We start from the raw sequence: 22,515 nt of genomic DNA, 5'->3' as shown, positions 1-22,515 counted from the left end.
GCCCTAGGACAGCCAGCGCTTGCGGCGCTTGTAGTGCTTGATGTCTTTGAAGCCTTTGGCTTCGCCCGCGCCGCCCATGCCGAGGTAGAACTCGCGCACGTCGGCGTCGCCGGCCAGATGTTCGGCCGGGCCGTCGATCACGATCTTGCCGTTTTCCATGATGTAGCCGCGGTGCGCGACGGCCAGCGCCACGGTGGCGTTCTGCTCGACCAGCAGCATCGACGTGCCGCGCTCGGCGTTGATGCGCGCGATGATGCCGAAGATGTCCTCGACCAGCTTGGGCGACAGGCCCAGCGAAGGCTCGTCGAGCAGGATCAGCGTGGGCTCGGCGATCAGCGCGCGGCCTATGGCCAGCATCTGCTGCTCGCCGCCCGAGAGGTAGCCGGCAAGGCCCTTGCGGCGCTCGTGCAGGCGCGGAAAGTAGCTGTAGACCAGGTCGTAGTCGGGCCTGGCGTTCGGCCTGCCGGTGAGCGCGTAGCTGGCCGCGACCAGGTTTTCCTCCACCGTGAGGTCCTCGAACACGCGCCGGCCTTCCATCACATGCGACAGGCCGCGGCGCACCAGCTGCTGCGGGGCGAGCTGGGCCAGCGGCTGGCCGTTGAACAGGATGCTGCCGCTGGCCAGCGCGCCGTTCTCGAGCGCCAGCAGGCCGGAGACGGCCTTGAGCGTGGTCGACTTGCCCGCGCCGTTGCTGCCCAGCAGCGCGACGATCTCGCCGCGCGGCACGACCAGCGACAGGCCGCGCAGGGCCTGCACCACCTTGTTGTAGATGACCTCGATGTTGTTGACTTCGAGGACCAGGTCCGGGGCCTGTCGGGTCATACGTGTTTCCCTTGCGTCAGAGCGCGATCCAGTCCGAGGCCGGCACCATCTTCTGCTCCTTCATGTCGGCGCGGTAGACGCGGCCCACGGGAATGGAGTTGCCGCGGATGGTGATGGGCACGCCGATCAGGCCGCCGGTATCGAAGTCCTTGAGGCTGTTGAGCGCGGCCTTGAGATTGGGGCCGCTGAGCGGCTTGCCCGCGTCGAGGCAGCGCCTGGCCGATTCGACGAACAGCATGGCCGCAAGATACCCCTGCATATAGGCCGTGCTCTGGTATTCGGGGCGCAGCTTGCGGATCCTGTCGAGCGTGGGCGAGGGCGCCGAAGTGTCGTAGTAGTAGCGGTAGGGCATGACGCCCATGAAGCCGTCGCCGGCCGGGCCCATCCGCATCACGGTGGAGCTGTCCATGGTCCAGAACGTGCCCATCCATTTGCTGGTCATGCCCATCTGCTTGCCCTGGGTGATGAACTCGGGAATCGGCGCGAGGATGTAGCCGTGGAAGATGGTGTAGTCGGGCGCGGCGCGGCGCAGCTTGATGACTTCGGTCGACACGTCGACGCTGCCGGCCGGCGTCATCAGCTTGACGGGCACCGACAGGCCCAGCTGCTTGGCCATGGCTTCGCTGGCCTCGATCGGGTCGCGGCCGAACTCGGAGTCGGAGTAGACGAAGGCCACCTTGGCGCCGGGCTTCTCCTTGGCAATGTGCTTGAGCAGGATGCCGAACATCTCGGTGTAGTCGGGGCCGACGAGGAACTGGTTGGGGTACTTCTTGGGGTCGTTGAGCTCGGTCGCGAACGAGGCGCCGGCCATCAGGATGCCGCCGTTGCGGTCGAGTTCGGGGTTGATGGTCTTCGAGAAGCCGGTCGAGTCGCCGTAGTAGAGGTTGATCTTGTTCTGGCTGGTGAGCTTCTTGTAGGCCGCGACCGAGACGTCGACCTTGTAGCCCGTATCCTCGGGCACGTAGCGCAGCCTGCGGCCCTTGATGCCGCCCGCGTCGTTGACCATCTTCACGTAGTCGCCTATGCCCAGGTTGATGCCCACGCCCGCGAACGCAAACACGCCGGTCATGGGAATCGAGCCGCCGATGACGATGTCTTCGCCGCCGGTCTGGGCGTGCGCGGCCAGCGGGGCGGCAAGGCTTGCGCCGGCTGCCAGCAGCAGCGAGCGGCGGCGCCGGGATGTCAGGTTCTGTTGCATGCGTTGTTCCTCGTCGATGACAGGGCGCTGCCGCTCAATTGCGGAAAGGCCACAGGTGGAAAAAGCGGCGAATGCGCCGCCACACTTCTGCGAGCCCCAGCGGCTCGAACACCAGAAAACCGATGATCAGCAGGCCGAAGATGATGGTGCGCACGGGCGAGAGAAACACCGTGAGTTCGCTGCCGCCGGGCAGCAGGTCGACCACCAGCTTGAGCAACTCGGGCACCATGGTCATGAAGACCGCGCCGAGGATGCCGCCAAGAATGCTGCCCATGCCGCCGACGATGATCGCGGCGAGAAAGAAGATCGACATCAGCAGCGGAAAGCTCTCGGGCGTGACCACGCGAAAGAAGTAGGCCCACAGGCCCCCGGCCACGCCCGCGTAGAACGACGACAGGCCGAACGACAGCAGCTTGTAGCGCAGCAGTGGAATGCCCAGCACTTCGGCCGAGATGTCGCGGTCGCGGATGGCGATGAAGGCCCGGCCTATGCGCGTGCGAAACAGGTTGGCCGCGCCCAGCAGCATCAGCAGCGTGACCGGAACGATCACCCAGTAGAGCTGGAACGAAGTCTCCAGCGGCACGCCGAAGAGCCTGGCCGGTGGCATGGAAATGCCGGTCGTGCCACCCGTGAGCGCGAGGTTGGCAAATAGGAAGTGGGCGATGAACGAGGCCGCGATGGTCGCGATCGCGAGGTACAGGCCCTTGACGCGCAGCGAGGGAATGCCGACCACGATGCCGCCGAGCATGGCGACAAGGCCGCCGGCCAGCAGGTTGAGCAGGAACGGCGTGCCCAGGCGCGTCTCGAGTATGGCGACGGTGTAGGCGCCCAGTCCCATGAACGCGGCCTGCCCCAGGCTCACCAGGCCGGTGTAGCCGGTCAGGATGTTGAGCCCGGTGGCGCTGGCGACGTTGATGCTCACCAGGCAGGCGAGGTACAGCCAGTAGTCGCTGGCCATGAAGGGAAAGACGAACAGCAGCGCGGCCGCGACGGCGAGCCAGACCTTCTGCGTGCGCGAGTCGAACAGTGCCGCGTCCGCGACGTAACTTTGCTTGAGCGTGCCGATTCTCATGGGACTACAACCTCTCGATTTCGCGGGTGCCGAACAGGCCGTAGGGGCGGATCATGAGCACGATCACCAGCATGATGAAGGTGCTCAGCAGCTTGTATTCGCCGCCGAGGAAGGCCCCGGCCAGCGCTTCGATGAGGCCGATGAACAGCCCGCCGATGAGCGCGCCGAGCACGCTGTCGAGCCCGCCGACGATCACCACCACCAGCACGGACAGGCCGAACACGCCCATCGACGAGGAGATGCCGCCGATCGAGCCGACGATGATTCCCGAGACCGCGGCGATCATCGCCGAGACCACCCAGGCCAGCGAGAACACGCGCGGCACGTTGATGCCCATGGAGTAGGCCGCGGCCTGGTCCGAGGCCGTGGCGCGCAGCGCCACGCCACCGCGCCAGAAGCGAAACACCAGCAGCACCACGGCAATGAATACCACGGCGATCACCGCGCCCCAGAAGATCTTGGGCGCGAGAAAGGCTTCGCCGACCATGATCGGCTGGGTGGGCATGAAGTCGGGCAGGCGGCGCTGGTCGGCGGTCCAGATCATCTCGACCAGACCCACCAATACCGAGGCCAGGCCGACCGTGACCATGAACACCGAGATCGGCGGCTCGCCCAGCAGCGGGCGGATGATGGTGCGCTCTATCACCGCGCCCAGCAGCCCGCAGCACAGCACGGCGGCCGGAATCGCGAGCCACAGCGGCAGCGCGAAACTCGCCGAGAACGTGAAGAACAGGTAGGCGCCGACCATCAGGATTTCGCCGATGGCGATGTTGACCACGCGCGTGGCCTTGTAGACCATCACGAAGGCCAGCGCGGCAAGCGCGTAGAGGCCGCCTCCGGCCAGGCCGGTGAGGCTGATTTCAAACAGGTAGGCCCAATCCATCAGTTGGCTCCCATGCCGGCGCTTGCGGCCGTGTTTGTCAGGCCCGCATGCAGGCGCTGGCGCAGGTCGCCGACATCGCCCGAGCCCAGATAGGCGCGTATCACTTCGGGGTCGGCCTGGACCTGGGCCGGCGTGCCCTGGGCAATCACCTGGCCGAAGTTGAGCACCACCACATGGTCGGACAGGTCCATCACCATGCCCATGTCGTGCTCGACCATCAGCACCGTCACGCCCCATTCGGCGCGCACGTCGAGAATGAAGCGCGCCATGTCCTCGGTCTCCTCGCGGTTCATGCCGGCGACGGGTTCGTCGAGCATCAGTACCTTGGGTTGCATGGCCAGCGCGCGCGCCATTTCGACGCGCTTTTGCAGGCCGTAGGGCAGCGCCGATACCGGCGCGTGGCGGATGTGGTCGATCTCGAGGAAGTCGATGATGCGCTCCTCGATGTCGGCGCGCAGCGCGGCTTCTTCGCGGCGCGCGCGGCCCAGGTAGAACAGCGCGTCGAGCACGTTGGTCTTGAGGTGGGCGTGGCGGCCGAGCTTGATGTTGTCGAGCACGGTCATGCCGCGGAACAGCGCGATGTTCTGGAAGCTGCGGCCCAGGCCCAGGCGCGCGCGTTGCGGCGCGTGCACCTGGCTGATGTCGCGGCCTTCGAACAGGATGCGGCCCTGGGCGGGGCGGTAAAAGCCCGAGATGGTGTTGAACAGCGACGTCTTGCCCGCGCCGTTGGGGCCGATCACCGCGGTGATCGAGCCGGGCTGCACGGCGAAGCCTACGCCGTTGAGCGCTTTGACGCCGCCAAAGGCCAGCGTGATGCCGTCGACCTGAAGCAGGGGGGCAGCGGGGCTGCCTGGGGGGTGTGTCTCCATCGGCCTTCTTCTGCGGGTTTGTTCGAACCGGAGGGGGATCTACTGGTCAGTAGACTTCTTACTCACGAGTAGGATTCTGGTGGGTGTCCACTGCCGCAGGCATTGGTACTTTCCCGCCACCCATGGAAACACGTATGAACCATTCTTCTAAGCCTACGCAGAACCCCGAGGCCGCGGCCGACGAGGACCCGCTCTGGCCGGCCACGCAACATAGCGCGCAGCAGCGCGAGGCCAAGCGCCAGGCCGTGCTGTCGGCGGCCGCGCAGCTGTTCAACGAGCGCGGCTTCCATGCGACGTCGCTCGACGACATTGCCGCGCGGCTGGGCGTGAGCAAGCCCACGCTCTACTACTACGTGAAGAACAAGGAGGAGATATTGCTGGGCTGCGTGCGCCAGGGGCTGCAGTTGATGCTCGACGGCATCGAGGCTTCGCGCAGCGAGGGCGGCACGGCGCTGGACCAGCTCACGGCCTGCATGCAGGTCTATGCGCGCATCGTCACGCAGGACTTCGGCATGTGCCTGATCCGCGTCGGCGACGAGCAGATCTCTAAGCCCAACCGCGCCGAGCTGCGGCGCATCAAGGCGGCGATAGACCACGAGTTCCGCCGCCTCGTGGCCCAGGGCGTGGAGGAGGGGAGTCTGGCGCCCTGCGACCCGAAAATGACGGCTTTCGTGATTGGCGGCGCCTTGAGCTGGATAGGCCGCTGGTACCAGCCTGGAGGGGAATACTCGCCGGAACAGGTGGCGGAGCATTGTCTGAAGACGCTGCTGGGGGGCGTGCTAAAGCGTTAGCGATGGCTTGAGTGCAGACCTGTGTTTCCGCTCGCCCTGAGCGGGGTAAGCGAGACGAAGTCTCGCCGTGCGTTATCAAGAGACAGGGTAAGGCATGACCTCAAAATCCCGTTCACCCTGAGCTTGTCGAAGGGTCGGTATTTTGAGCGTCGGCCATCCATCGCCGCTGTTTGCTCAAATCGAGTGCTTTCTAAGTCATTGATTTAGTTGGCAAAAAAGCTGTTTCTTGAGAGCTTGCCTGGCCGGCCGCGTCGAAGGATGAACGGCCTGTCCTCAAGATGGGAGGCAGCTCAGTATGAACGCGCAGAGGCCGAGGCCTCATCCGCCGCCGCCAGATCATCCAATATCGGGCAATCCGGCCTGTCATCCCCATGGCAGCACTGCACCAGCGACTGTAGGCTGCGCTGCATGGCCTGCATCGCAGCGATGCGCTGGGCCAGGCTGGCTATATGCGCCTGGGCGATCTGCTTGACGCTGGCGCTGGTGCGCTCCTGGTCCTGCCACAGGCCCAGCAGGGTGGAGATTTCCTCGATGGAGAAACCCAGGTCGCGGCTGCGGCGGATGAAGCGCAGCGCGTGCACATCGGCCGCGCTGTACTGGCGATAGCCGCTTTCGCTGCGCGCCACATGCGCCAGCAGGCCCAGGCTTTCGTAATGGCGCAGCATGCGTGCCGACACCCCGGCGCGGCGTGCCGCTTCGCCTATGGCCACCGGCCATTGCTGTGTGGAAGACGGTGTTGACACCATGTGGATAACTTTGGTGAAGAGTTGTGGGATGCGTGTGGGAAAACGCGGCAGCGCCGCGCCCGCCGCCCGCATTCAGGCCACGCTGTAGCCTTCTTCCTGGACGGCTGCCTGCAGTGCGGAGCGCTCGGCCGTGCTCTCGACTTCGACGCGGTCTTGCGCGCGGTCTATGCGTACGGCGGCTTCGGGGTCGATGCGCTGCAGCGCCTGGGTCACGGCTTTTTCGCAATGGCCGCAGGTCATTCCCTGGACTTCGAATACATGTTGCATGCTGCTTCACTCCTGTGGATAACTTCTGGCGCCGGATGGGCCATGGCTGCATGATGAACCTTAACACCATGGAAAGGTCAAGCGCCAAAGTTATCCACAGGGTGATCCACTGCGGGGCTTGACCTTGACATGGCGTCAAGGATTAACCTCGGGCCATGAATACTTCTTCCGCTTCCTCCACGGACCCAACGCTGACCGCGTCGGGCGTCTCCACGCCGGGCGATTCCGCCGGCTCCCTGGCCACGGTGGACTTTGGCGTCGGCGGCATGACCTGCGCGAGCTGCGTGGGGCGCGTGGAACGTGCGCTGCGGCGCGTGCCCGGCGTGGCCGAGGCCGCGGTCAACCTGGCGACCGAAAGCGTGCGCGTGCAGGTGCAGACCGCGGGCGAAGACGCCGAGCAGATGCAGGCGCGGCTGCGCCGTGCGGTGCGCGATGCGGGCTACGAGCCGCGCACATTGTCATCCGAAGGGCCGCAGCAGGACGTCACGGCCTGGGCGGGCTTTGGCCCCGTGGCCGTGGGCATCGCGCTGTCGTCGCCGCTGGCGCTGCCCATGGTCGGCATGCTCTGGGGCGCGCACTGGATGCTGCCGGCCTGGCTGCAGTTCATGCTCGCGACGCCGGTGCAGTTCATTCTCGGCGCGCGCTTCTACCAGGCCGGCTGGCGTGCGCTCAAGGCGGGCACGGGCAATATGGAACTGCTGGTCGCGCTCGGCACATCGGCCGGCTGGGGCCTGTCGATGTGGCTGTGGATAACTGCTGCGCCGGGCACCATGCCGCACCTGTACTTCGAAGCCTCGGCCGTGGTGATCACGCTGGTGATGCTCGGCAAGTGGCTCGAAGGCCGGGCCAAGCGCCAGACGACCGAAGCCATACGCGCGCTCTACGCGCTGCGCCCCGACACCGCCCACCTGCTGGGCCGCGACGGCGAAGTCGACGTGCCGGTCGCCGAAGTCATGGTCGGTGACCGGATCGTCGTGCGCCCGGGCGAGCGCATTCCCGTCGATGGCGTGCTGCACGAAGGCCATACCCAGGTCGACGAGGCCATGCTGACCGGCGAACCGCTGCCTGTTTCACGTGAAACAGGCGATGCACTGACCGGCGGCTCGATCAACGGCGAAGGGCGCATCGTGGTGCTGGTGCGCGCCGTCGGCAGCGAGACCGTGCTGGCCCGCATCATCCGGCTGGTCGAGGATGCGCAGGCCGGAAAGGCGCCCATCCAGCGCCTCGTCGACCAGGTGGCGGCGGTGTTCGTGCCCGTCGTGCTGGGCATCGCGCTGCTGACGCTGGTCGGCTGGCTGCTTGCCGGTGCGCCGGCGGAAGAGGCGCTGATCCACGCGGTCGCGGTGCTGGTGATTGCCTGCCCCTGCGCGCTCGGCCTGGCCACGCCCACGGCCATCATGGCCGGCACGGGCGTGGCCGCGAAGCAGGGCATTCTGATCAAGGATGCACAGACGCTGGAGCTCGCGCACAAGATCGATACCGTGGCGTTCGACAAGACCGGCACGCTGACCCAGGGCCGGCCGCAGCTGACCCAGTTCATGGTCGCGCCCGGTGCCGACGAGAACAGCCTGCTGGCGCATGTGGCCAGCGTGCAAAGCGGCAGCGAGCACCCGCTGGCGCGCGCCGTGCTGCAGGCTGCGCAGGCGCGGCAGTTGAATGTGGGCGCACCCGAGGCGGTGCGTGCCGTACCGGGACGCGGCACCGAAGGCCGGGCGCAGGGCCGTGAAGTGCTGATCGGCAGCCTGCGCTGGATGCGCGAGCTCGCCGTGCCCGGCCTTGACGCGGCGCCCTGGGCGCAGGCGGCGGCGCAATGGCAGCAGGACGGGGCGACGGTCTCGGCCGTGGCCGAGCGCGGTGCCCAGGGCCTGCAATTGCGTGCGCTGCTGGGTTTCGGCGACGAGCCCAAGCCCGGTGCGGCTGAAGCACTTGCCGAGCTGCGCGCGCGCGGCCTGCGCACGGTGATGGTCTCGGGCGACAACCAGGGCGCGGCCTATGCGATGGCGCGCCGCCTGGGCCTGGACCCGGACCGCGGCGAAGTGCTCGCCGAAGTGCTGCCGGCCGACAAGGCGGCGCAGATCGCGCGCCTGCGCGCCGATGGTCGAGGGGGCCACACCGTGGCGATGGTGGGCGACGGCGTCAACGATGCGCCCGCGCTCGCCGCTGCCGATGTGGGCATGGCGATGGGCAACGGCACGGATGTGGCGATGCACGCGGCCGGCATCACGCTGATGCGCGGCGACCCTCGGCTGGTGGCGCAGGCGCTCGACATCTCGCATCGCACGGTGATGAAAATCCGGCAGAACCTGTTCTGGGCTTTCGCCTTCAATGTGGCCGGAATCCCGCTCGCGGCGCTGGGCTATCTGAGCCCGGTGGTCGCGGGCGCGGCCATGGCCCTGAGTTCGGTCACGGTCATGGCCAACGCCTTGCTGTTAAAAAGGACCACATATACCCGTTGATCAAGGGAGTTCTTTTCCAGACCTCTGGCAAACTGCAACATTTTGTTCGTGCAGGTGAACGTGTTTCTCCCGCAATTTGCTTGTCAGTGAAGAGGACGATAGATCATGAATGTTTTGGTGCTCATGCGGATGCTCACCATCCGGATGCGGATGATTGGCGCGATAGTAATGGTGCTCACGCTGCTGGCACTTCTGGGAGGTGCGGGAATGTTGGGGATGCTGCGCATCCATGACATGAGCCAGCAGTTCATCGACCAGTCCCACACCAAGCTGCGGCATCTGGTGGAGCTGCGCAAGTCCATGGGCGATGTGCGCCTGGCGGAAAAGGACATGATCATCCAGTACGAACGTCCCGAAGCGGTACGCAAGGCCATGGGTGAATGGAACCAGGGCCTGGAGGCCGCCAAGAGTGTCGGCGGGCGCTTCCTTGTCGGCGCCGACGACGCGGACAACGCGCTGGTCAAGGACGTTCTTGCGCGCCTGGACAGCTACAGCCAGAAGTTCCAGCATGTGGCGCGCCAGCTCGAAGCCGGCGGCTACGACACCGCGACCATTGCCAATCGCATGGGTGCGAATGCCATGGTCGAGTTTGCCGAAGCCGACAAGCTGATGGTCGAGCTCGAAAAGCTGCTCAACTCCCAGGTCGACGAACTCGTCGCCCAGGAGCAGGCCGTGGCCACCCAGACCCAATGGCTGTTCGTGCTCGCGGTGCTGATCGCCATCTTGCTGGTCGTGCCACTGACGCTGCTGAACATGGTGTCGATCTGTCGTCCGCTCGAACGCGTGCGCCAGACCACTTTGGCGATTGCGCAGGGCGACCTGTCGCAGCGTACCGAGGTGGTGGGCCGCGATGAAGTCGCCGACCTGCAGCGCGCGCTCGAGGAAATGCAAAACGGCCTGGGCTCCATGGTGCGCCAGGTGCGCGATGCGAGCGGCAGCATTGCCACGGCCAGCCAGGAAATTGCCTCGGGCAACGAGGACCTGTCGGCGCGCACCGAGCAGACCGCAAGCAACCTGCAGCAGACCGTGGCGTCGCTGTCGCAGCTGACGTCGACCGTGCAGCAGACGGCGTCGTCCTCGCAGCTCGCCAACCAGCTCTCGGCTTCGGCTTCGGGCACGGCCACGCAGGGCGGCCAGATCGTGCAGCAGGCGGTGCTGAGCATGCACGAGATCACGACCTCGAGCCGCAAGATCGGCGACATCATCGGGCTGATCGACTCGATCGCTTTCCAGACCAACATCCTCGCGTTGAACGCGGCCGTCGAAGCCGCACGCGCGGGCGAGCAGGGCCGCGGCTTTGCCGTGGTGGCCGGTGAAGTGCGCAACCTGGCCCAGCGCTCGGCCCAGGCGGCGAGCGAAATCAAGGGCCTGATCCAGAGCAGCGAGCAGGCCGTGGGCGGCGGCGTGCGCCAGGTCGAGGATGCAGGCAAGGCCATGCAGGAGATCGTCAACAGCGTGCAGCGCGTGGGCGACATCATTGGCGAGATCACGGCCGCGTCGGGCGAGCAATCGTCGGGCATAGGCCAGGTGAACCAGGCCGTGGGCGATATCGACCGCATGACGCAGCAGAACGCGGCGCTGGTCGAGGAGTCGGCGGCTGCCGCCCAGTCGCTGCGCGAGCAGGCCGCGCGCCTGGCCGAGGTGGTCAGCCAGTTCCGCCTTGCGGACGATAACGGCATGATGCGGGCCGCCGTCGGCTATGGCGCGCGCCAGGGCCAGGTGGCCGCACCGGTCGAGCCGTCGCTGGCGGCGCCGGCCCCGCGCCGGCCGCGGATCAGCGCCTGAGTCAGGACGCTGCGAAAAAAGCCCATGGCCTCACGGCCATGGGCTTTTTTTGCATTTGCAGGCCTATGGGGCCGTGTAGCGCGGATAGTCGGTATAGCCTTCTTCGCCGCCACCGTAGAAGCGGTCCTGGTCCCAGGGCGCGAGCGGCAGGTTGTCGTGCAGGCGGCGCACCAGGTCCGGGTTGGAGATGAACGGCTTGCCGAAGGCGACGATGTCGGCATAGCCGTTGGCCACGGCCTGCATGGCGCTTGCGCGGTCATAGCCGTTGTTGACCATCCAGGCCCCCTGGCCGCCGGCCATGCGGTAGGCCGAGTGCAGCCCGGGGTAGTTGAAGGGCCTGTCGGGCAGATGGCGCGGCCCGCCGGTCGCGCCTTCGATGATGTGGATATAGGCCAGGTTCAGCTTTGCCAGTTCGCGCACCACATGCTCGAACAGCGGCTGCGGGTTGGCATCGGTAATGTCATTGGCGGGTGTCACGGGCGACAGCCGGATGGCGGTGCGGCCGCCGCCGATCGCATCGGCGATGGCCCGGGTCACTTCAAGCAGCAGGCGCGCGCGGTTGGCGATGCTGCCGCCGTAGTCGTCGCTGCGGTGGTTGGCACCGGTCTTGAGGAACTGGTCGATCAGATAGCCGTTGGCCGCATGGATTTCGATGCCGTCGAAACCCGCGCCCTGGACGGCGTTGCGCGCCGCGGCGACAAAGCTGTGGACAATTTCGGGCAGCTCCGACGCGAGCAGCGCGCGTGGCGCCGAGGTGGGCACGAAACGGCCCTTGCCGGTCTGCGCATCGATCAGGTAGGTCTTGGCCTTGGCGGTGATCGCCGAGGGCGCCACGGGCGCGCGGTGGCCCGGCTGCAGCAGTTCATGCGAGATCCGGCCCACATGCCACAGCTGCGTCACGATGCGCCCGCCGGCGTCGTGCACGGCGTCGGTCACGCGCTTCCAGCCTTCGAGCTGCTCCGAGCCATAAAGACCTGGCACGTCCGAATAGCCCTGGCCCTGCTGGCTGATCGCCGTGGCTTCGCTGATCAGCAGCCCGGCGCTGGCGCGCTGGGCATAGTGGGTGGCCATCAGTGCCGTGGGAATGGCCTCGGGCGCGCGGTTGCGCGTCAGCGGGGCCATGGCGATGCGGTTGGGCAGCTGCAGCTTGCCGGCTCGCAGGGGATCGAACAAGGTAGGCATGGAATGCTTTCTGGCTGTTCAGGTAAGCAAAAACCTTAGCAGACCTGGTTCGCCCGCGCTGGCTGTAACGGTATGCGCGGCCCCCATGCAAAAAGCCGAGGCCGTGTTTCACGTGGAACACGGCATCGGCTTTGGGCACTCTCAATCTACAGCATGTCCCAGCATGGGGGCACCGAGCAAGGGCCGCCCCGCCGCGAAGGTGCCGTCGCCCCCTCCACCGAAGGTTGAGAGGGGGAAGCGCGGGATGGCCCGGCCACGAAGTCGCTCAGGGGGTGCTTGTTATTTCTGTCCTTCGATCTTCAACGCCGCCTGCACCGCGGGCCGCTGCGCCATGCGCTGCTGGAAGGCCAGGATGTTGGCCATGCCCGACAGGTCGAGGCCGACGAAACCGGCCCAGCGCGAGACGGTGTAGAGGTAGGCATCGGCGACGCTGAACTGCTCGCCCAGCAGATAGCTCTTGCCGGCCAGTTGCTGGTCCACCCACTGCAGGCGCTTGGTCACTGCCTCGAGCGCGATGGGCTTGTAGCTCTCGGGCGTGGTCGGCTTGAACAGCGGGCCGAACCCCTTGTGTATTTCGGTGCCTATGAAGTTCAGCCATTCCTGCAACTGGTAGCGCTCGAAGCTGCCGTTGGCGGGCGCGAGCTTCTTTTCGGGCACCTGGTCGGCGATGTACTGGACGATGGCCGGGCCTTCGCGCAGGCGCGCGCCGTTGTCGAGTTCGAGCAGGGGCACATAGCCCAGCGGGTTGATGGTGTAGAAATCGGTGCCATCGGCGAGCTGGTGGGTCTTGGTGCTGGCGAGCACGGGCTCGTAGGCCAGGCCCGATTCCTGCAGCACGATCTGCGGGGACAGGGAGCAGGCGCCGGGGCTGTAGTAAAGCTTCATGGTCGGAGTAAAGTGAAGTGGTGACGACCCCATGCTAACGCGCCGGGCGCCGCCGCGCCTGCCGCCGGCGCAGCGCGCGCCGGTTTCCCGGCTGTTCGCGTGGTGGCCTGGGGTCATGCGGCGAAAAACACGCAAAAGTGGGAAAATTGCCGGTTCTCCCGCAAGGATGGCTACAGGGGCCATCCGTGGCGCGGGCCGGCGCAGGCGCGCTGCGAACAGATTAGGGCCGTGCACCAAGCATTGGCCCCCGGAGTTATTGCATGTTGTATCCCCAAGAATTTGATGTCATCGTCGTAGGCGGAGGCCACGCCGGCACCGAGGCGGCGCTGGCGGCCGCGCGCATGGGTAGCAGGACGCTGCTGCTGACCCACAACATCGAGACGCTGGGCCAGATGAGCTGCAATCCGTCGATCGGCGGCATTGGCAAGGGCCATCTGGTCAAGGAAGTCGATGCGCTGGGCGGCGCGATGGCGCTGGCCACGGACGAGGGCGGCATCCAGTTCCGCATCCTCAACAGCTCCAAGGGCCCGGCGGTGCGCGCCACGCGCGCCCAGGCCGACCGCATTCTCTACAAGGCAGCCATCCGCCGCATGCTCGAGAACCAGCCCAACCTGTGGCTGTTCCAGCAGGCGGTCGATGACCTGATGGTCGAAGGCGACCGCGTGGTCGGCGCGGTCACGCAGGTCGGCATACGCTTTCGCGCGCGCACCGTGGTGCTCACGGCTGGCACCTTCCTCGACGGCAAGATCCACGTGGGACTGAACAACTACGCGGCCGGCCGCGCGGGTGATCCGCCGGCGGTGAGCCTGTCGGCGCGGCTCAAGGAGTTGCAGCTGCCCCAGGGCCGGCTCAAGACCGGCACGCCGCCGCGCATCGACGGGCGCAGCATCGACTTCTCGCAGTGCGAAGCCCAGCCCGGCGACGGCATGCCCGGCGGCATCAACGAAGGCGAGCTGCCGGTGTTCAGCTACATGGGCAAGGCCGGCATGCACCCGCAGCAGGTGCCGTGCTGGGTCACGCATACCAATGAGCGCACGCACGACATCATCCGCTCGGGCTTTGACCGCAGCCCGATGTTCACCGGCAAGATCGAAGGCGTGGGCCCGCGCTACTGCCCCAGCGTCGAGGACAAGATCAACCGCTTCGCCGACAAGGACAGCCACCAGATCTTTCTCGAGCCCGAAGGGCTGACCACGCACGAGTACTACCCCAACGGCATCTCGACCAGCCTGCCGTTCGACATCCAGTACGAACTGGTGCGCTCGATGAAGGGCCTGGAGAACGCCCACATCCTGCGCCCCGGCTATGCGATCGAGTACGACTATTTCGATCCGCGCTCGCTCAAGGCGAGTTTCGAGACCAAGCAGATCCAGGGCCTGTTCTTCGCCGGCCAGATCAACGGCACGACGGGCTATGAGGAGGCCGCGGCCCAGGGCCTGTTCGCGGGCCTGAACGCGGCGCTGCAGGCGCGCGGCGACGCGCCCTGGACGCCGGGCCGCGACGAAGCCTATCTGGGCGTGCTGGTCGACGACCTGATCACCAAGGGCGTGACCGAGCCCTACCGCATGTTCACCAGCCGCGCGGAATTCCGCCTGCAGCTGCGTGAAGACAACGCCGACATGCGCCTGACCGAAACCGGCCGCCGCCTGGGCCTGGTCGACGATGCGCGCTGGGAAGCGTTCAGCCGCAAGCGCGAAGCCGTGGAACGCGAAACCCAGCGCCTGAAGTCGACCTGGGTCAGCCCGCGCAACCTGCCGGCCGAGGAATCCGCGCGCGTGCTGGGCAAGGCGATCGAGCATGAGTACAGCCTGTTCGAGCTGCTGCGCCGGCCCGATGTCAGCTACTCGCAGCTCACCAGCCTGGACAAAGGCAAGTACGTGTCTGGCGATGTTTCACGTGAAACCTTGGGCGATCTGAGCGACTCCGTGATCGAGCAGGTCGAGATCGCGGCCAAGTACGCGGGCTATATCGACCGCCAGAAGGACGAAGTCGAACGCGCGGCGCATCTCGAGCACCAGCGGCTGCCGGCCGACCTCGACTATCTGCAGGTCACGGCGCTGTCGTTCGAGGCCCGCCAGACGCTGCAAAAGCACCGTCCCGAAACCCTGGGCCAGGCCTCGCGCATTTCTGGCATCACGCCGGCGACGATCTCGCTGCTGATGGTGCATCTGAAGAAGGGCGGCTTTCGCGGCTTCACGCTGGCCACGCCCGCGGCCAAGGGAGACGCCGCATGAGCGCCGCGCTGCGACCGGCCCTGGAGCAGGGCATTGCCACGCTGGGCCTGGCGCTGTCCGCGGCCCAGGTCGATCTGCTGCTCGACTTCCTGGCCTTGCTGCAGAAGTGGAACAAGGTCTACAACCTCACGGCCGTGCGCGACCCGCAGGAAATGCTCACCCACCATCTGCTCGACAGCCTCGCGGCCGTCGCGCCGCTGCAAAGGCATGTGCAGGGTCTGGTGCGCGCCGAAGGCGCGCTCACGCCGCTGCTCGACGTGGGTTCGGGCGGCGGCCTGCCGGGCGTGGTGTTCGCGATCTGCTGCCCCGACGTCGACGTCAGCTGCGTCGACACCGTGGCCAAGAAGGCGGCGTTCATCCAGCAGGCCGCGGCCAGCCTGCGGCTGCGCAATCTGCGCGGCATCCATGCGCGCGTCGAATCGCTGACCGGCCCCTATGCCGTGGTCAGCTGCCGCGCGTTCGCTTCGCTGCCCGACTTCACCAGCTGGTCGCGTCCGGCGCTTGCGGCCGACGGCGTCTGGCTCGCGATGAAGGGCAAGCACCCGGTCGAGGAAATCGCCGCGCTGCCCGCCGATGTGCAGGTGTTTCACGTGGAACAATTACAGGTTCCGGCGCTCGATGCCGAGCGCTGCATTGTCTGGATGCGGGCTGCGTAATCCTGTTGACTGGTCCGCTCGGGCGGATGGATGACTGTGCTTTGTCTGCGCCTCGCATAAACTCAGGCTTTTATTGCCGGGGAAATCATGTTTGGCGTTGCTGATTACGGCGCGTTCGTCGCGGCCATCATCCTGTTCTTGCTGATTCCCGGCCCCGGCAATCTCGCGCTGATCACGTCGACCGGGCAGGGCGGTGTCCGCTCGGGCATGGCCGCCTGCGGCGGCGTCATTGCCGCCGACCAGGTGCTGATGTGGCTGGCCGTGGCCGGCATGTCGGCGCTGCTCGCCGCGCACCCATTGGCCTTCGCCGCGCTGCAGTGGCTGGGCGCGGCCTATCTGGCCTGGCTGGGTTGCCGGATGCTGCTGGCCCGGCCCGGCGACCAGCCGGTGCTGCAGATGCAGCCGCACCACTATTTCCGTCAGGGCGCGCTGATCACCTTGCTCAACCCCAAGGCCATCGTGTTCTACATGGCGTTTTTCCCGCTGTTCGTCGACCCGGCAACGCACCAGGGCCTGACCACCTTCGCGGTGATGGCGGCGACCGTGGCGGTGCTGACCTTGCTCTACGCCCTGATCGTCGTGCTGCTGACGCACTATCTGGCCGACCGCCTGCGCGCCAACCCGCGCATCGTGCAGGCGCTCGAGAAGACGGCGGGCACTTTCCTCATCGGCTTTGGCATCAAGCTGGCCATTTCCAAATAAGTTATCCGAAAGCCCTATGGCCAAGATTTTCTGTATTGCCAACCAAAAAGGTGGCGTCGGCAAAACCACCACCTGCGTGAACCTGGCTGCGGGCCTGGCCAAGATCGGCCAGCGCGTGCTGCTCATCGACATGGACCCGCAGGGCAATGCGACCATGGGCTCGGGCGTGGACAAGCGCAGCCTCGAGCTCACGGTCTATGACGTGCTGCTCGAGAACGCGTCGGTCAAGGAGGCCGCGGTGTTCTCCGAGAAGGTCGGTTACCACGTGCTTGGCGCCAACCGTGAGCTCACCGGCGCCGAGATCGAGCTGGTGGCGCTGGAGCGCCGCGACAAGCGCCTCAAGGGCGCGCTCGCGGCCGTCGACGCCGACTACGACTTCGTGCTGATCGACTGCCCGCCCAGCCTGTCCATGCTCACGCTCAACGGCCTGTGCGCGGCCAACGGCGTGGTCGTGCCCATGCAGTGCGAATACTTCGCGCTCGAAGGCCTGACCGACCTGGTCAACACCATCAAGCAGGTGCATGCCAACCTCAACAAGGACCTGCAGATCATCGGCCTGCTGCGCGTGATGTTCGACACGCGCACCACGCTGCAGCAGCAGGTCAGCGACCAGCTCAAGGACCATTTCGGCGACAAGGTGTTCAACACCGTGATCCCGCGCAATGTGCGCCTGGCCGAAGCGCCGAGCTACGGCGTTCCCGGCGTGGTGTTCGACCCGTCGGCCAAGGGCAGCAAGGCCTTCATCGAGTTCGCCCGCGAGATGGTGGAACGCATCCAGAAGATGTGATGCCGGTGTTCGCGTCTTCCTCTTCCCAGCCGCAGATCCTGCTTCTGCCCGATGGCGGGCCACAGTCGCGTGCCGAGCCCTGGCTCGCGCGCTGGCAGGGCCTGCATGGCGATGTGCTGCTCGAGCAGCACGACTGGCAGCGGCCGCTGCGCGGCGACTGGAGCGCGCGCCTGCAGGAGACGCTGGTTGACGCGCCCGGACCGGTGGTGCTGGTCGCCAGCGGCCTGGGCTGCGTGCTCGCGGCCTGGTGGGCCGCGCATTCGCCGGCCGCAGCCAAGGTGCGCGGCGCGCTGCTGGTCGCGCCGACCGATGTCGAACAACCCGCGCTGCGCGAGCAACTGCCGGGCTGGTCGCCGATCGCGCTGCAGCGCCTGCCTTTTCCCAGCATTCTCGTGGGCCGCGCGCCGCATGCGGCGTGCAGCCTGGAGCGCGCGCAAGCCCTGGCCCAGGCCTGGGGCGCAACGTTCGCGGCGCTAGACGACACGGTGGACGATCCGACCCGGGGTGACTGGGCTGCGGGCCGGACGCTGCTGCAAACCCTTTTGAAAGACTAAAAGCCATGGTGACAAAGAAACCCAAGGGTCTGGGCCGCGGCCTGGAAGCATTGCTCGGCCCCAAGGTCGAGGAGTCGGCCGTGCAGGCTGATGCAGCGGCAACGCCCCATGACCTGCGGCTGGACCAGATGGTCGCCGGCCAGTACCAGCCGCGCACGCGCATGGACGAAGGCGCGCTGTATGAACTCGCCGAAAGCATCAAGGCCCAGGGCATCATGCAGCCCATCCTGGTGCGCCGCCTGGCCGAAGGCGAGAACGCGGGCCAGTACGAAATCATCGCCGGCGAGCGGCGCTTTCGCGCCGCGCGCATCGCCGGCCTGGAAAGCGTGCCGGTGCTGGTGCGCGCCGTGGCCGATGAGGCCGCGGCGGCCATGGCGCTGATCGAGAACATCCAGCGCGAAGACCTGAACCCGCTCGAAGAGGCGCAGGGCCTGGCGCGCCTGGTCAAGGAGTTCGGCCTCACGCACGAGCAGGCCGCGCAGGCCGTGGGCCGTTCGCGCTCGGCGGCGTCCAACCTGCTGCGCCTGCTGAACCTGGCCGAGCCGGTGCAGGAAATGCTGATGGCCGGCGATATCGACATGGGCCATGCGCGCGCGCTGCTCGCGCTCGACCGCGCGACGCAGATCACGGCCGGCAACCAGATCGCGGGGCGCAAGCTGTCGGTGCGCGAGGCCGAGACGCTGGTCAAGAAGATGGGCGAAGACTTCAGCCTCAAGCCCCAGACCGCGAAAAAGGACAAGTCGCGCGATGTCAAGCGCATCGAGGAAGAGCTGTCGGACCTGCTGATGGCCCAGGTCGAAGTGCGCGTCAAGAAACGCGTGCGCCGCCGCGGCAAGGTGCAGGACATGGGTGAAGTCTCCATACAGTTCGGCTCGATCGAAGAGCTCAACGGCTTGATCGAGCGCCTGCGCGGCTGAACGTGCTGCACCGATGCCGCATCGCAAGCTGATGGGCTTCGAAGCCGCTGCCGACCGCGAGCAGGCCTACCGTGAGCAGACGCTCAAGCGCCTGCAGGGCACGGCCGTCGAGATGGGCGTGACGGCCGTGCTGGGCTCGGTGGCGGCGCTGCTCGCGCGGCTGCTGATTCCCACGCCGCAGTACCTGGAGCTGCGCGTGCTGCTGCTGCCGCTCACCGCGCTGTTTGCCTACCTCATCGTGCGCGCGCCTTCGGTGCGCGCTTACGGCTGGTGCTGCATGGCGACCATTGGCACGGTCAGCTTGAACAGCTACCTCGGCGCCTTGGGCACCGACCGGCCGCTGCTGTACTTCGTGCCCGCGGCCGTACTCATCGTGCTCACAACGAGCTTCTTCTGGATCACATGGGCGCAGTGGATAGGCGGCGCGCTGGTCAGCTATGCCTGCTTCCTGCCGTTCGTGATCGCGCACGATGCCAGCCGTACCGACACCGTGTTCAGCCTGCTGTTCGCGGGCATGGCGCTGGTCACGGGCTTCGTCAGCCACCTGCGCATCCAGGACTCGCAGCACCGTGCCTTCGCGCAGGAATGCCGGCTCGCCGAGCTCACCGTGACCGACACGCTCACCGGTGCGAGCAGCCGCGCCGAGTTCCTGCAGCAGGCCGAAAAGGCGGCCGTCAAGGCCCGTGCGACGGGCGCGCCGCTCACGCTGCTGTACCTCGACATCGACCATTTCAAGCGCCTCAACGACGGCCACGGCCATGCGGCCGGCGATGCCGTGCTGCGCGGCATGTCCGGCGTGCTGCAGCGCGCCCTGCGCGCCAGCGATGTGTTCGGCCGGCTCGGCGGCGAGGAGTTCTGCGTGCTGCTGCCTGAACAGGCGCAAGACAAGGCGCAGGCGCTCGCGGATCGCCTGCGCCTGCTGCTCGCGCAGGTGCCGCGGCCCGATGGGCGGCTCACGGTTTCGGCGGGCATCGCCACCCTGCGTGCAGGCGAATCCGTCATGCAGACGCTGCACCGCGCGGACCTTGCCATGCTCAAGGCCAAGCAGTCCGGGCGTGATACGGTGTGCGTCGCGGACGAAGCCATCCATGACGCTCGCGCCACCGACTGCCCGTGAAACCGCTGCGGTCCGAGCAGCGCAGGGCGCTTCACTTCAGGGCATATCGGACTGCAGCCGGTGCTGGCCGAGAAAGGCCGCGGCCGTCATTCCCACGCTGCGCCGCACCATCGCGCTGAAGGCGCTGGGCGTGTAGTTGAGCTCGGCGGCAATGCGCGCAATCGGCATCTGGCGCGCGGCCAGCGCCACGGCGTGGGCCAGTACCACCTGCTGGTGCCATTGCGTGAACGTGCAGCCGAGTTCGCTGCGAAACAGCCGCGCCACGGTGCGCAGGCTGGCGCCGGTGTCCAGCGCCCATTCCTGCAGGCTTGCATGGCGCGTGGGCTGCTCCAGCACGGCCTCGCACAGGTGCAGCAGCCGCTTGTCGCGCGGCATGACGATGCCCAGGCGCATGTCCTGCGCGCGGCGCAGCTCGTCGCAGACCAGGGCGCTCAGATGGTGCTCGCGCTGCAGCGTCTGGAGCGACAGCGCCGGGCCGGCATCGCTGTCGGTCGACAGCTCCTGCACCAGCGCGCGCAGCAGCTCCGAAGCCTGGAGCACGCGGCACTGCTGCCAGGCCGGCTGGTCCATCCATTCGGCCGTCACGCCCGCGCCGTCGCGCGCCGGCAGAAAGTACAGCGTGTAAAGCCGCGCGGTCTCGACCATGGTCACCGCGTGCGGCAGGCCCGCAGGCACCCAGACGGCGCGGCTCGGCGGCACGATATAGGTCGCATGCTCCATCGACAGGCGGATCACGCCGCCGGTGGAAATCGCCATCTGCGCCCAGGGGTGGCTGTGGGGCATGACCTGGGTGTCGCGGCGCAGTTCGCGCATCTTGGCGCGCACCGGCCGCTGTGCGCTGGGCTCGTACAGATGCGGGTCCAGCGTGGACACATAGGACAGCGGCCGCGCCAGCTTGCGCACGGCGGGTGACGGAATCATGGCGGCGGCTGGTTTTGGCATTTGTGCGATAGTTTTTGGCAGTCTATCGCATACATGCCGCGCCGCGCTTGCCTAAGATGGCCGCATGAACGCTTCTCCGTCAACCTCTGCCAATGCCCCTGCCGCGACGCCGCTGCACCAGGATGCGCGCACCATCGGACTCATCGGCCTGGCCCATGGTTCCTCGCACTTTTTCCATCTGCTGCTGCCGCCGCTGTTTCCCTGGCTGATCGCCGATTTCGGCTACAGCTATTCCGAGCTCAGCGTGCTGCTGTCGGTGTTTTTCGTGGTGTCGGGCGTGGGGCAGGCGCTGTCGGGCTTTATCGTCGACCGGCTGGGCGCACGGCCCATCCTGTTCGCCGCGCTCACCAGCTTCATCGTTGCCGGCGTGATCGCGAGCTCGGCCCAGGGCTACGCGACGCTGCTGCTGGCCTCGGTGTTCGCGGGCCTGGGCAATGCGCCGTTCCATCCGGTGGACTTCACCATTCTCAACAAGCGCGTCTCGGCGCCGCGCATAGGCCATGCGTTCTCGGTGCATGGCATCTCGGGCAATCTGGGCTGGGCGCTGGCGCCGGTGTTCATGGCCGGCATCACGACGGCCACGGGTTCGTGGCGCATAGCCTGCCTGTGCGGCGCGGGCCTGGCGGCGCTGGTGCTGCTGATCATGGTGCTCAACCGCGACGCGCTGGATGACCGCAAGCCGCTGGTGCCTGCCGCGGTCCGGCCCATGGCGGCGAACGCGCCTGTGGAGCATCCCATGGCCTTCCTGCGCCTGCCTTCGGTCTGGCTGTGCTTCTCGTTCTTCTTCTGGAGCACCTGCGCGCTCAGCGCCATCCAGAGCTTTGCGAGCCCGGCGCTGCAGTCGATGTACGGGCTGCCACTGAGCCTCACGGCGCTGGTGGCCACGGGCTATATGCTGTGCGGCGCGGCCGGCATGCTGATCGGCGGCTTTCTCGTCGGCCGCGTGCAGCGGCTGGAAAAGCTGATCGCGATCAGCCTGCTGGCGTCGGCCGTGCTGCTGGCCGTCGTGGGCTCGGGCCTGCTGCCGGGCTATGTGGCGCTGGCCGTCGCGGCCGTCGCCGGCCTGGGCACGGGCATCGCCGGCCCTTCGCGCGACATGCTGATCAAGAAGGCCGCGCCCCCGGGCGCGACCGGCCGGGTCTATGGCACGGTGTATTCGGGGCTGGACCTGGGCTTTTGCCTGGCCGCGCCGGTGTTTGGCGCGATGCTCGATGCCCACTTCTACGGCGGCGTGTTCTTTGGCTCGGCGACGGCGCTGGCGCTGAGCGTGGTGTCGGCGGCCTTCGTGGGCCAGAAGGTGGCGCAGCGGTACGCCGCAGCGTAAGCAAGTTTCTGTTGGGCCAGCGTTGGGGGCGGTTTTAACGGCATGCCTTTGCCGCGGGCAGGGGCCGGGTCTCGGCCCGGCGGCCGAGGTACTTTTCTTTGCGTCGCCAAAGAAAAGTACCCAAAAGAAAGGCGAGCCCTGCTGTCTGCGACCCTCCGCTGCGCTACGGGCAACCTGCCGTGCTCGGTCCCGGGCTGCGCCGCAGAACTTATATGGACACCTCCCGTGATGCAAGCAAACTTTTGAAGTTTTGACTCGGCGGTTCATTGCAACCTTATATCCGGCCTTTCGATGCAGTACGGACTGTTCATCCGCTGCTGGCCCTG

General features: G+C 66.9%; 21 protein-coding genes. 11 read left to right on the top strand and 10 right to left on the bottom strand.

From position 1 onward, the window contains the following. Positions 1–3: 3 nt before the first annotated feature. From GVL12_RS16510 to GVL12_RS16490, 5 genes are read right to left on the bottom strand one after another with little or no spacing between them, the layout of a single operon-like run. On the bottom strand, positions 4–822 hold the full coding sequence (locus tag GVL12_RS16510; protein ID WP_159915972.1) for an ABC transporter ATP-binding protein: 819 nt from the start codon (positions 820–822) through the stop codon (positions 4–6). A 16-nt stretch (positions 823–838) separates the two neighbouring features. Continuing rightward, entirely contained in the window at positions 839–2,020 is a 1,182-nt protein-coding gene (locus GVL12_RS16505; protein ID WP_159915970.1) for an ABC transporter substrate-binding protein, read from the bottom strand. Positions 2,021–2,054: 34 nt separating this feature from the next. Then, positions 2,055–3,092: a branched-chain amino acid ABC transporter permease gene (locus GVL12_RS16500; protein WP_159915968.1), complete on the bottom strand. Its 1,038-nt coding sequence runs from the start codon at positions 3,090–3,092 to the stop codon at positions 2,055–2,057. Between the two features lie 4 nt (positions 3,093–3,096). Then, positions 3,097–3,975 carry a branched-chain amino acid ABC transporter permease gene (locus tag GVL12_RS16495; RefSeq protein WP_159915966.1) on the bottom strand — a complete coding sequence of 293 codons (879 nt, stop codon included), beginning with the start codon at positions 3,973–3,975 and terminating at the stop codon, positions 3,097–3,099. Next, complete coding sequence (locus GVL12_RS16490) at positions 3,975–4,844, bottom strand: ABC transporter ATP-binding protein (RefSeq protein ID WP_159915964.1); 870 nt, start codon at positions 4,842–4,844, stop codon at positions 3,975–3,977. Before GVL12_RS16490 ends, GVL12_RS16495 begins: the two co-directional genes overlap by 1 nt. A gap of 134 nt (positions 4,845–4,978) precedes the next feature. Here GVL12_RS16490 and GVL12_RS16485 point away from each other — a divergent pair, with 134 nt between their 5' ends. Further along, positions 4,979–5,635, top strand: coding sequence for a TetR/AcrR family transcriptional regulator (locus GVL12_RS16485; protein ID WP_200843821.1), 657 nt, complete (start codon positions 4,979–4,981; stop codon positions 5,633–5,635). A 290-nt stretch (positions 5,636–5,925) separates the two neighbouring features. Here the strand turns inward: GVL12_RS16485 and cueR are convergent, their stop codons facing one another. Then, on the bottom strand, positions 5,926–6,381 hold the full coding sequence (gene cueR, locus GVL12_RS16480) for a Cu(I)-responsive transcriptional regulator (protein WP_159915960.1): 456 nt from the start codon (positions 6,379–6,381) through the stop codon (positions 5,926–5,928). Positions 6,382–6,453: 72 nt separating this feature from the next. After that, on the bottom strand, positions 6,454–6,648 hold the full coding sequence (locus GVL12_RS16475; protein WP_159915958.1) for a heavy-metal-associated domain-containing protein: 195 nt from the start codon (positions 6,646–6,648) through the stop codon (positions 6,454–6,456). 155 nt (positions 6,649–6,803) lie between these two features. Between GVL12_RS16475 and GVL12_RS16470 the strand changes: the two genes are divergently transcribed. Together GVL12_RS16470 and GVL12_RS26910 are read left to right on the top strand one after the other, a co-directional pair. After that, positions 6,804–9,104, top strand: coding sequence for a cation-translocating P-type ATPase (locus GVL12_RS16470; RefSeq protein ID WP_159915956.1), 2,301 nt, complete (start codon positions 6,804–6,806; stop codon positions 9,102–9,104). Between the two features lie 105 nt (positions 9,105–9,209). Further along, positions 9,210–10,889 carry a methyl-accepting chemotaxis protein gene (locus GVL12_RS26910; protein WP_159915954.1) on the top strand — a complete coding sequence of 560 codons (1,680 nt, stop codon included), beginning with the start codon at positions 9,210–9,212 and terminating at the stop codon, positions 10,887–10,889. Between the two features lie 63 nt (positions 10,890–10,952). Here the strand turns inward: GVL12_RS26910 and GVL12_RS16460 are convergent, their stop codons facing one another. After that, complete coding sequence (locus tag GVL12_RS16460) at positions 10,953–12,071, bottom strand: alkene reductase (protein WP_159915952.1); 1,119 nt, start codon at positions 12,069–12,071, stop codon at positions 10,953–10,955. Positions 12,072–12,350: 279 nt separating this feature from the next. Beyond that, complete coding sequence (gene gstA, locus GVL12_RS16455) at positions 12,351–12,956, bottom strand: glutathione transferase GstA (RefSeq protein ID WP_159915950.1); 606 nt, start codon at positions 12,954–12,956, stop codon at positions 12,351–12,353. Between the two features lie 260 nt (positions 12,957–13,216). Here gstA and mnmG point away from each other — a divergent pair, with 260 nt between their 5' ends. From mnmG to GVL12_RS16420, 7 genes are all read left to right on the top strand, one after another. Then, positions 13,217–15,190: a tRNA uridine-5-carboxymethylaminomethyl(34) synthesis enzyme MnmG gene (gene mnmG / locus GVL12_RS16450; RefSeq protein ID WP_159915948.1), complete on the top strand. Its 1,974-nt coding sequence runs from the start codon at positions 13,217–13,219 to the stop codon at positions 15,188–15,190. Further along, entirely contained in the window at positions 15,187–15,846 is a 660-nt protein-coding gene (gene rsmG, locus GVL12_RS16445; protein ID WP_159915946.1) for a 16S rRNA (guanine(527)-N(7))-methyltransferase RsmG, read from the top strand. The genes mnmG and rsmG overlap by 4 nt, the downstream gene beginning before the upstream one ends. Before the next feature lie 87 nt (positions 15,847–15,933). Beyond that, a complete protein-coding gene (locus GVL12_RS16440; RefSeq protein ID WP_159915944.1) occupies positions 15,934–16,548 on the top strand; it encodes a LysE family transporter in 615 nt (204 codons plus the stop codon). A 16-nt stretch (positions 16,549–16,564) separates the two neighbouring features. Then, positions 16,565–17,335: a ParA family protein gene (locus GVL12_RS16435; protein ID WP_159915942.1), complete on the top strand. Its 771-nt coding sequence runs from the start codon at positions 16,565–16,567 to the stop codon at positions 17,333–17,335. After that, positions 17,335–17,889 carry an alpha/beta hydrolase gene (locus GVL12_RS16430; protein ID WP_159915940.1) on the top strand — a complete coding sequence of 185 codons (555 nt, stop codon included), beginning with the start codon at positions 17,335–17,337 and terminating at the stop codon, positions 17,887–17,889. Before GVL12_RS16435 ends, GVL12_RS16430 begins: the two co-directional genes overlap by 1 nt. 5 nt (positions 17,890–17,894) lie before the next feature. After that, positions 17,895–18,806, top strand: coding sequence for a ParB/RepB/Spo0J family partition protein (locus GVL12_RS16425; RefSeq protein WP_159915938.1), 912 nt, complete (start codon positions 17,895–17,897; stop codon positions 18,804–18,806). Between the two features lie 13 nt (positions 18,807–18,819). Beyond that, complete coding sequence (locus GVL12_RS16420) at positions 18,820–19,923, top strand: GGDEF domain-containing protein (protein WP_159915936.1); 1,104 nt, start codon at positions 18,820–18,822, stop codon at positions 19,921–19,923. Positions 19,924–19,959: 36 nt separating this feature from the next. On the opposite strand, the gene GVL12_RS16415 is transcribed toward GVL12_RS16420, so the two are convergent. After that, positions 19,960–20,844: a helix-turn-helix domain-containing protein gene (locus GVL12_RS16415; RefSeq protein ID WP_200843820.1), complete on the bottom strand. Its 885-nt coding sequence runs from the start codon at positions 20,842–20,844 to the stop codon at positions 19,960–19,962. 85 nt (positions 20,845–20,929) lie between these two features. Here GVL12_RS16415 and GVL12_RS16410 point away from each other — a divergent pair, with 85 nt between their 5' ends. Next, on the top strand, positions 20,930–22,189 hold the full coding sequence (locus GVL12_RS16410; RefSeq protein WP_159915932.1) for an MFS transporter: 1,260 nt from the start codon (positions 20,930–20,932) through the stop codon (positions 22,187–22,189). Positions 22,190–22,515 lie beyond the last annotated feature (326 nt).

It is taken from the genome of Pantoea sp. 18069, assembly GCF_902706035.1.
Lineage (GTDB): Bacteria > Pseudomonadota > Gammaproteobacteria > Burkholderiales > Burkholderiaceae_C > Comamonas.
The sequence above is the reverse complement of the archived record's forward strand: the minus strand, read 5'-3'. Positions and strand labels throughout refer to the sequence as shown.

What these genes read in the sequence shown, in the direction of transcription:
- GVL12_RS16510 (WP_159915972.1), bottom strand. Translation starts at nt 822, where the DNA reads ATGACCCGACAGGCCCCGGACCTGGTCCTCGAAGTCAACAACATCGAG.
- GVL12_RS16505 (WP_159915970.1), bottom strand. Translation starts at nt 2,020, where the DNA reads ATGCAACAGAACCTGACATCCCGGCGCCGCCGCTCGCTGCTGCTGGCA.
- GVL12_RS16500 (WP_159915968.1), bottom strand. Translation starts at nt 3,092, where the DNA reads ATGAGAATCGGCACGCTCAAGCAAAGTTACGTCGCGGACGCGGCACTG.
- GVL12_RS16495 (WP_159915966.1), bottom strand. Translation starts at nt 3,975, where the DNA reads ATGGATTGGGCCTACCTGTTTGAAATCAGCCTCACCGGCCTGGCCGGA.
- GVL12_RS16490 (WP_159915964.1), bottom strand. Translation starts at nt 4,844, where the DNA reads ATGGAGACACACCCCCCAGGCAGCCCCGCTGCCCCCCTGCTTCAGGTC.
- GVL12_RS16485 (WP_200843821.1), top strand. Translation starts at nt 4,979, where the DNA reads ATGAACCATTCTTCTAAGCCTACGCAGAACCCCGAGGCCGCGGCCGAC.
- cueR (WP_159915960.1), bottom strand. Translation starts at nt 6,381, where the DNA reads ATGGTGTCAACACCGTCTTCCACACAGCAATGGCCGGTGGCCATAGGC.
- GVL12_RS16475 (WP_159915958.1), bottom strand. Translation starts at nt 6,648, where the DNA reads ATGCAACATGTATTCGAAGTCCAGGGAATGACCTGCGGCCATTGCGAA.
- GVL12_RS16470 (WP_159915956.1), top strand. Translation starts at nt 6,804, where the DNA reads ATGAATACTTCTTCCGCTTCCTCCACGGACCCAACGCTGACCGCGTCG.
- GVL12_RS26910 (WP_159915954.1), top strand. Translation starts at nt 9,210, where the DNA reads ATGAATGTTTTGGTGCTCATGCGGATGCTCACCATCCGGATGCGGATG.
- GVL12_RS16460 (WP_159915952.1), bottom strand. Translation starts at nt 12,071, where the DNA reads ATGCCTACCTTGTTCGATCCCCTGCGAGCCGGCAAGCTGCAGCTGCCC.
- gstA (WP_159915950.1), bottom strand. Translation starts at nt 12,956, where the DNA reads ATGAAGCTTTACTACAGCCCCGGCGCCTGCTCCCTGTCCCCGCAGATC.
- mnmG (WP_159915948.1), top strand. Translation starts at nt 13,217, where the DNA reads ATGTTGTATCCCCAAGAATTTGATGTCATCGTCGTAGGCGGAGGCCAC.
- rsmG (WP_159915946.1), top strand. Translation starts at nt 15,187, where the DNA reads ATGAGCGCCGCGCTGCGACCGGCCCTGGAGCAGGGCATTGCCACGCTG.
- GVL12_RS16440 (WP_159915944.1), top strand. Translation starts at nt 15,934, where the DNA reads ATGTTTGGCGTTGCTGATTACGGCGCGTTCGTCGCGGCCATCATCCTG.
- GVL12_RS16435 (WP_159915942.1), top strand. Translation starts at nt 16,565, where the DNA reads ATGGCCAAGATTTTCTGTATTGCCAACCAAAAAGGTGGCGTCGGCAAA.
- GVL12_RS16430 (WP_159915940.1), top strand. Translation starts at nt 17,335, where the DNA reads ATGCCGGTGTTCGCGTCTTCCTCTTCCCAGCCGCAGATCCTGCTTCTG.
- GVL12_RS16425 (WP_159915938.1), top strand. Translation starts at nt 17,895, where the DNA reads ATGGTGACAAAGAAACCCAAGGGTCTGGGCCGCGGCCTGGAAGCATTG.
- GVL12_RS16420 (WP_159915936.1), top strand. Translation starts at nt 18,820, where the DNA reads ATGCCGCATCGCAAGCTGATGGGCTTCGAAGCCGCTGCCGACCGCGAG.
- GVL12_RS16415 (WP_200843820.1), bottom strand. Translation starts at nt 20,844, where the DNA reads ATGATTCCGTCACCCGCCGTGCGCAAGCTGGCGCGGCCGCTGTCCTAT.
- GVL12_RS16410 (WP_159915932.1), top strand. Translation starts at nt 20,930, where the DNA reads ATGAACGCTTCTCCGTCAACCTCTGCCAATGCCCCTGCCGCGACGCCG.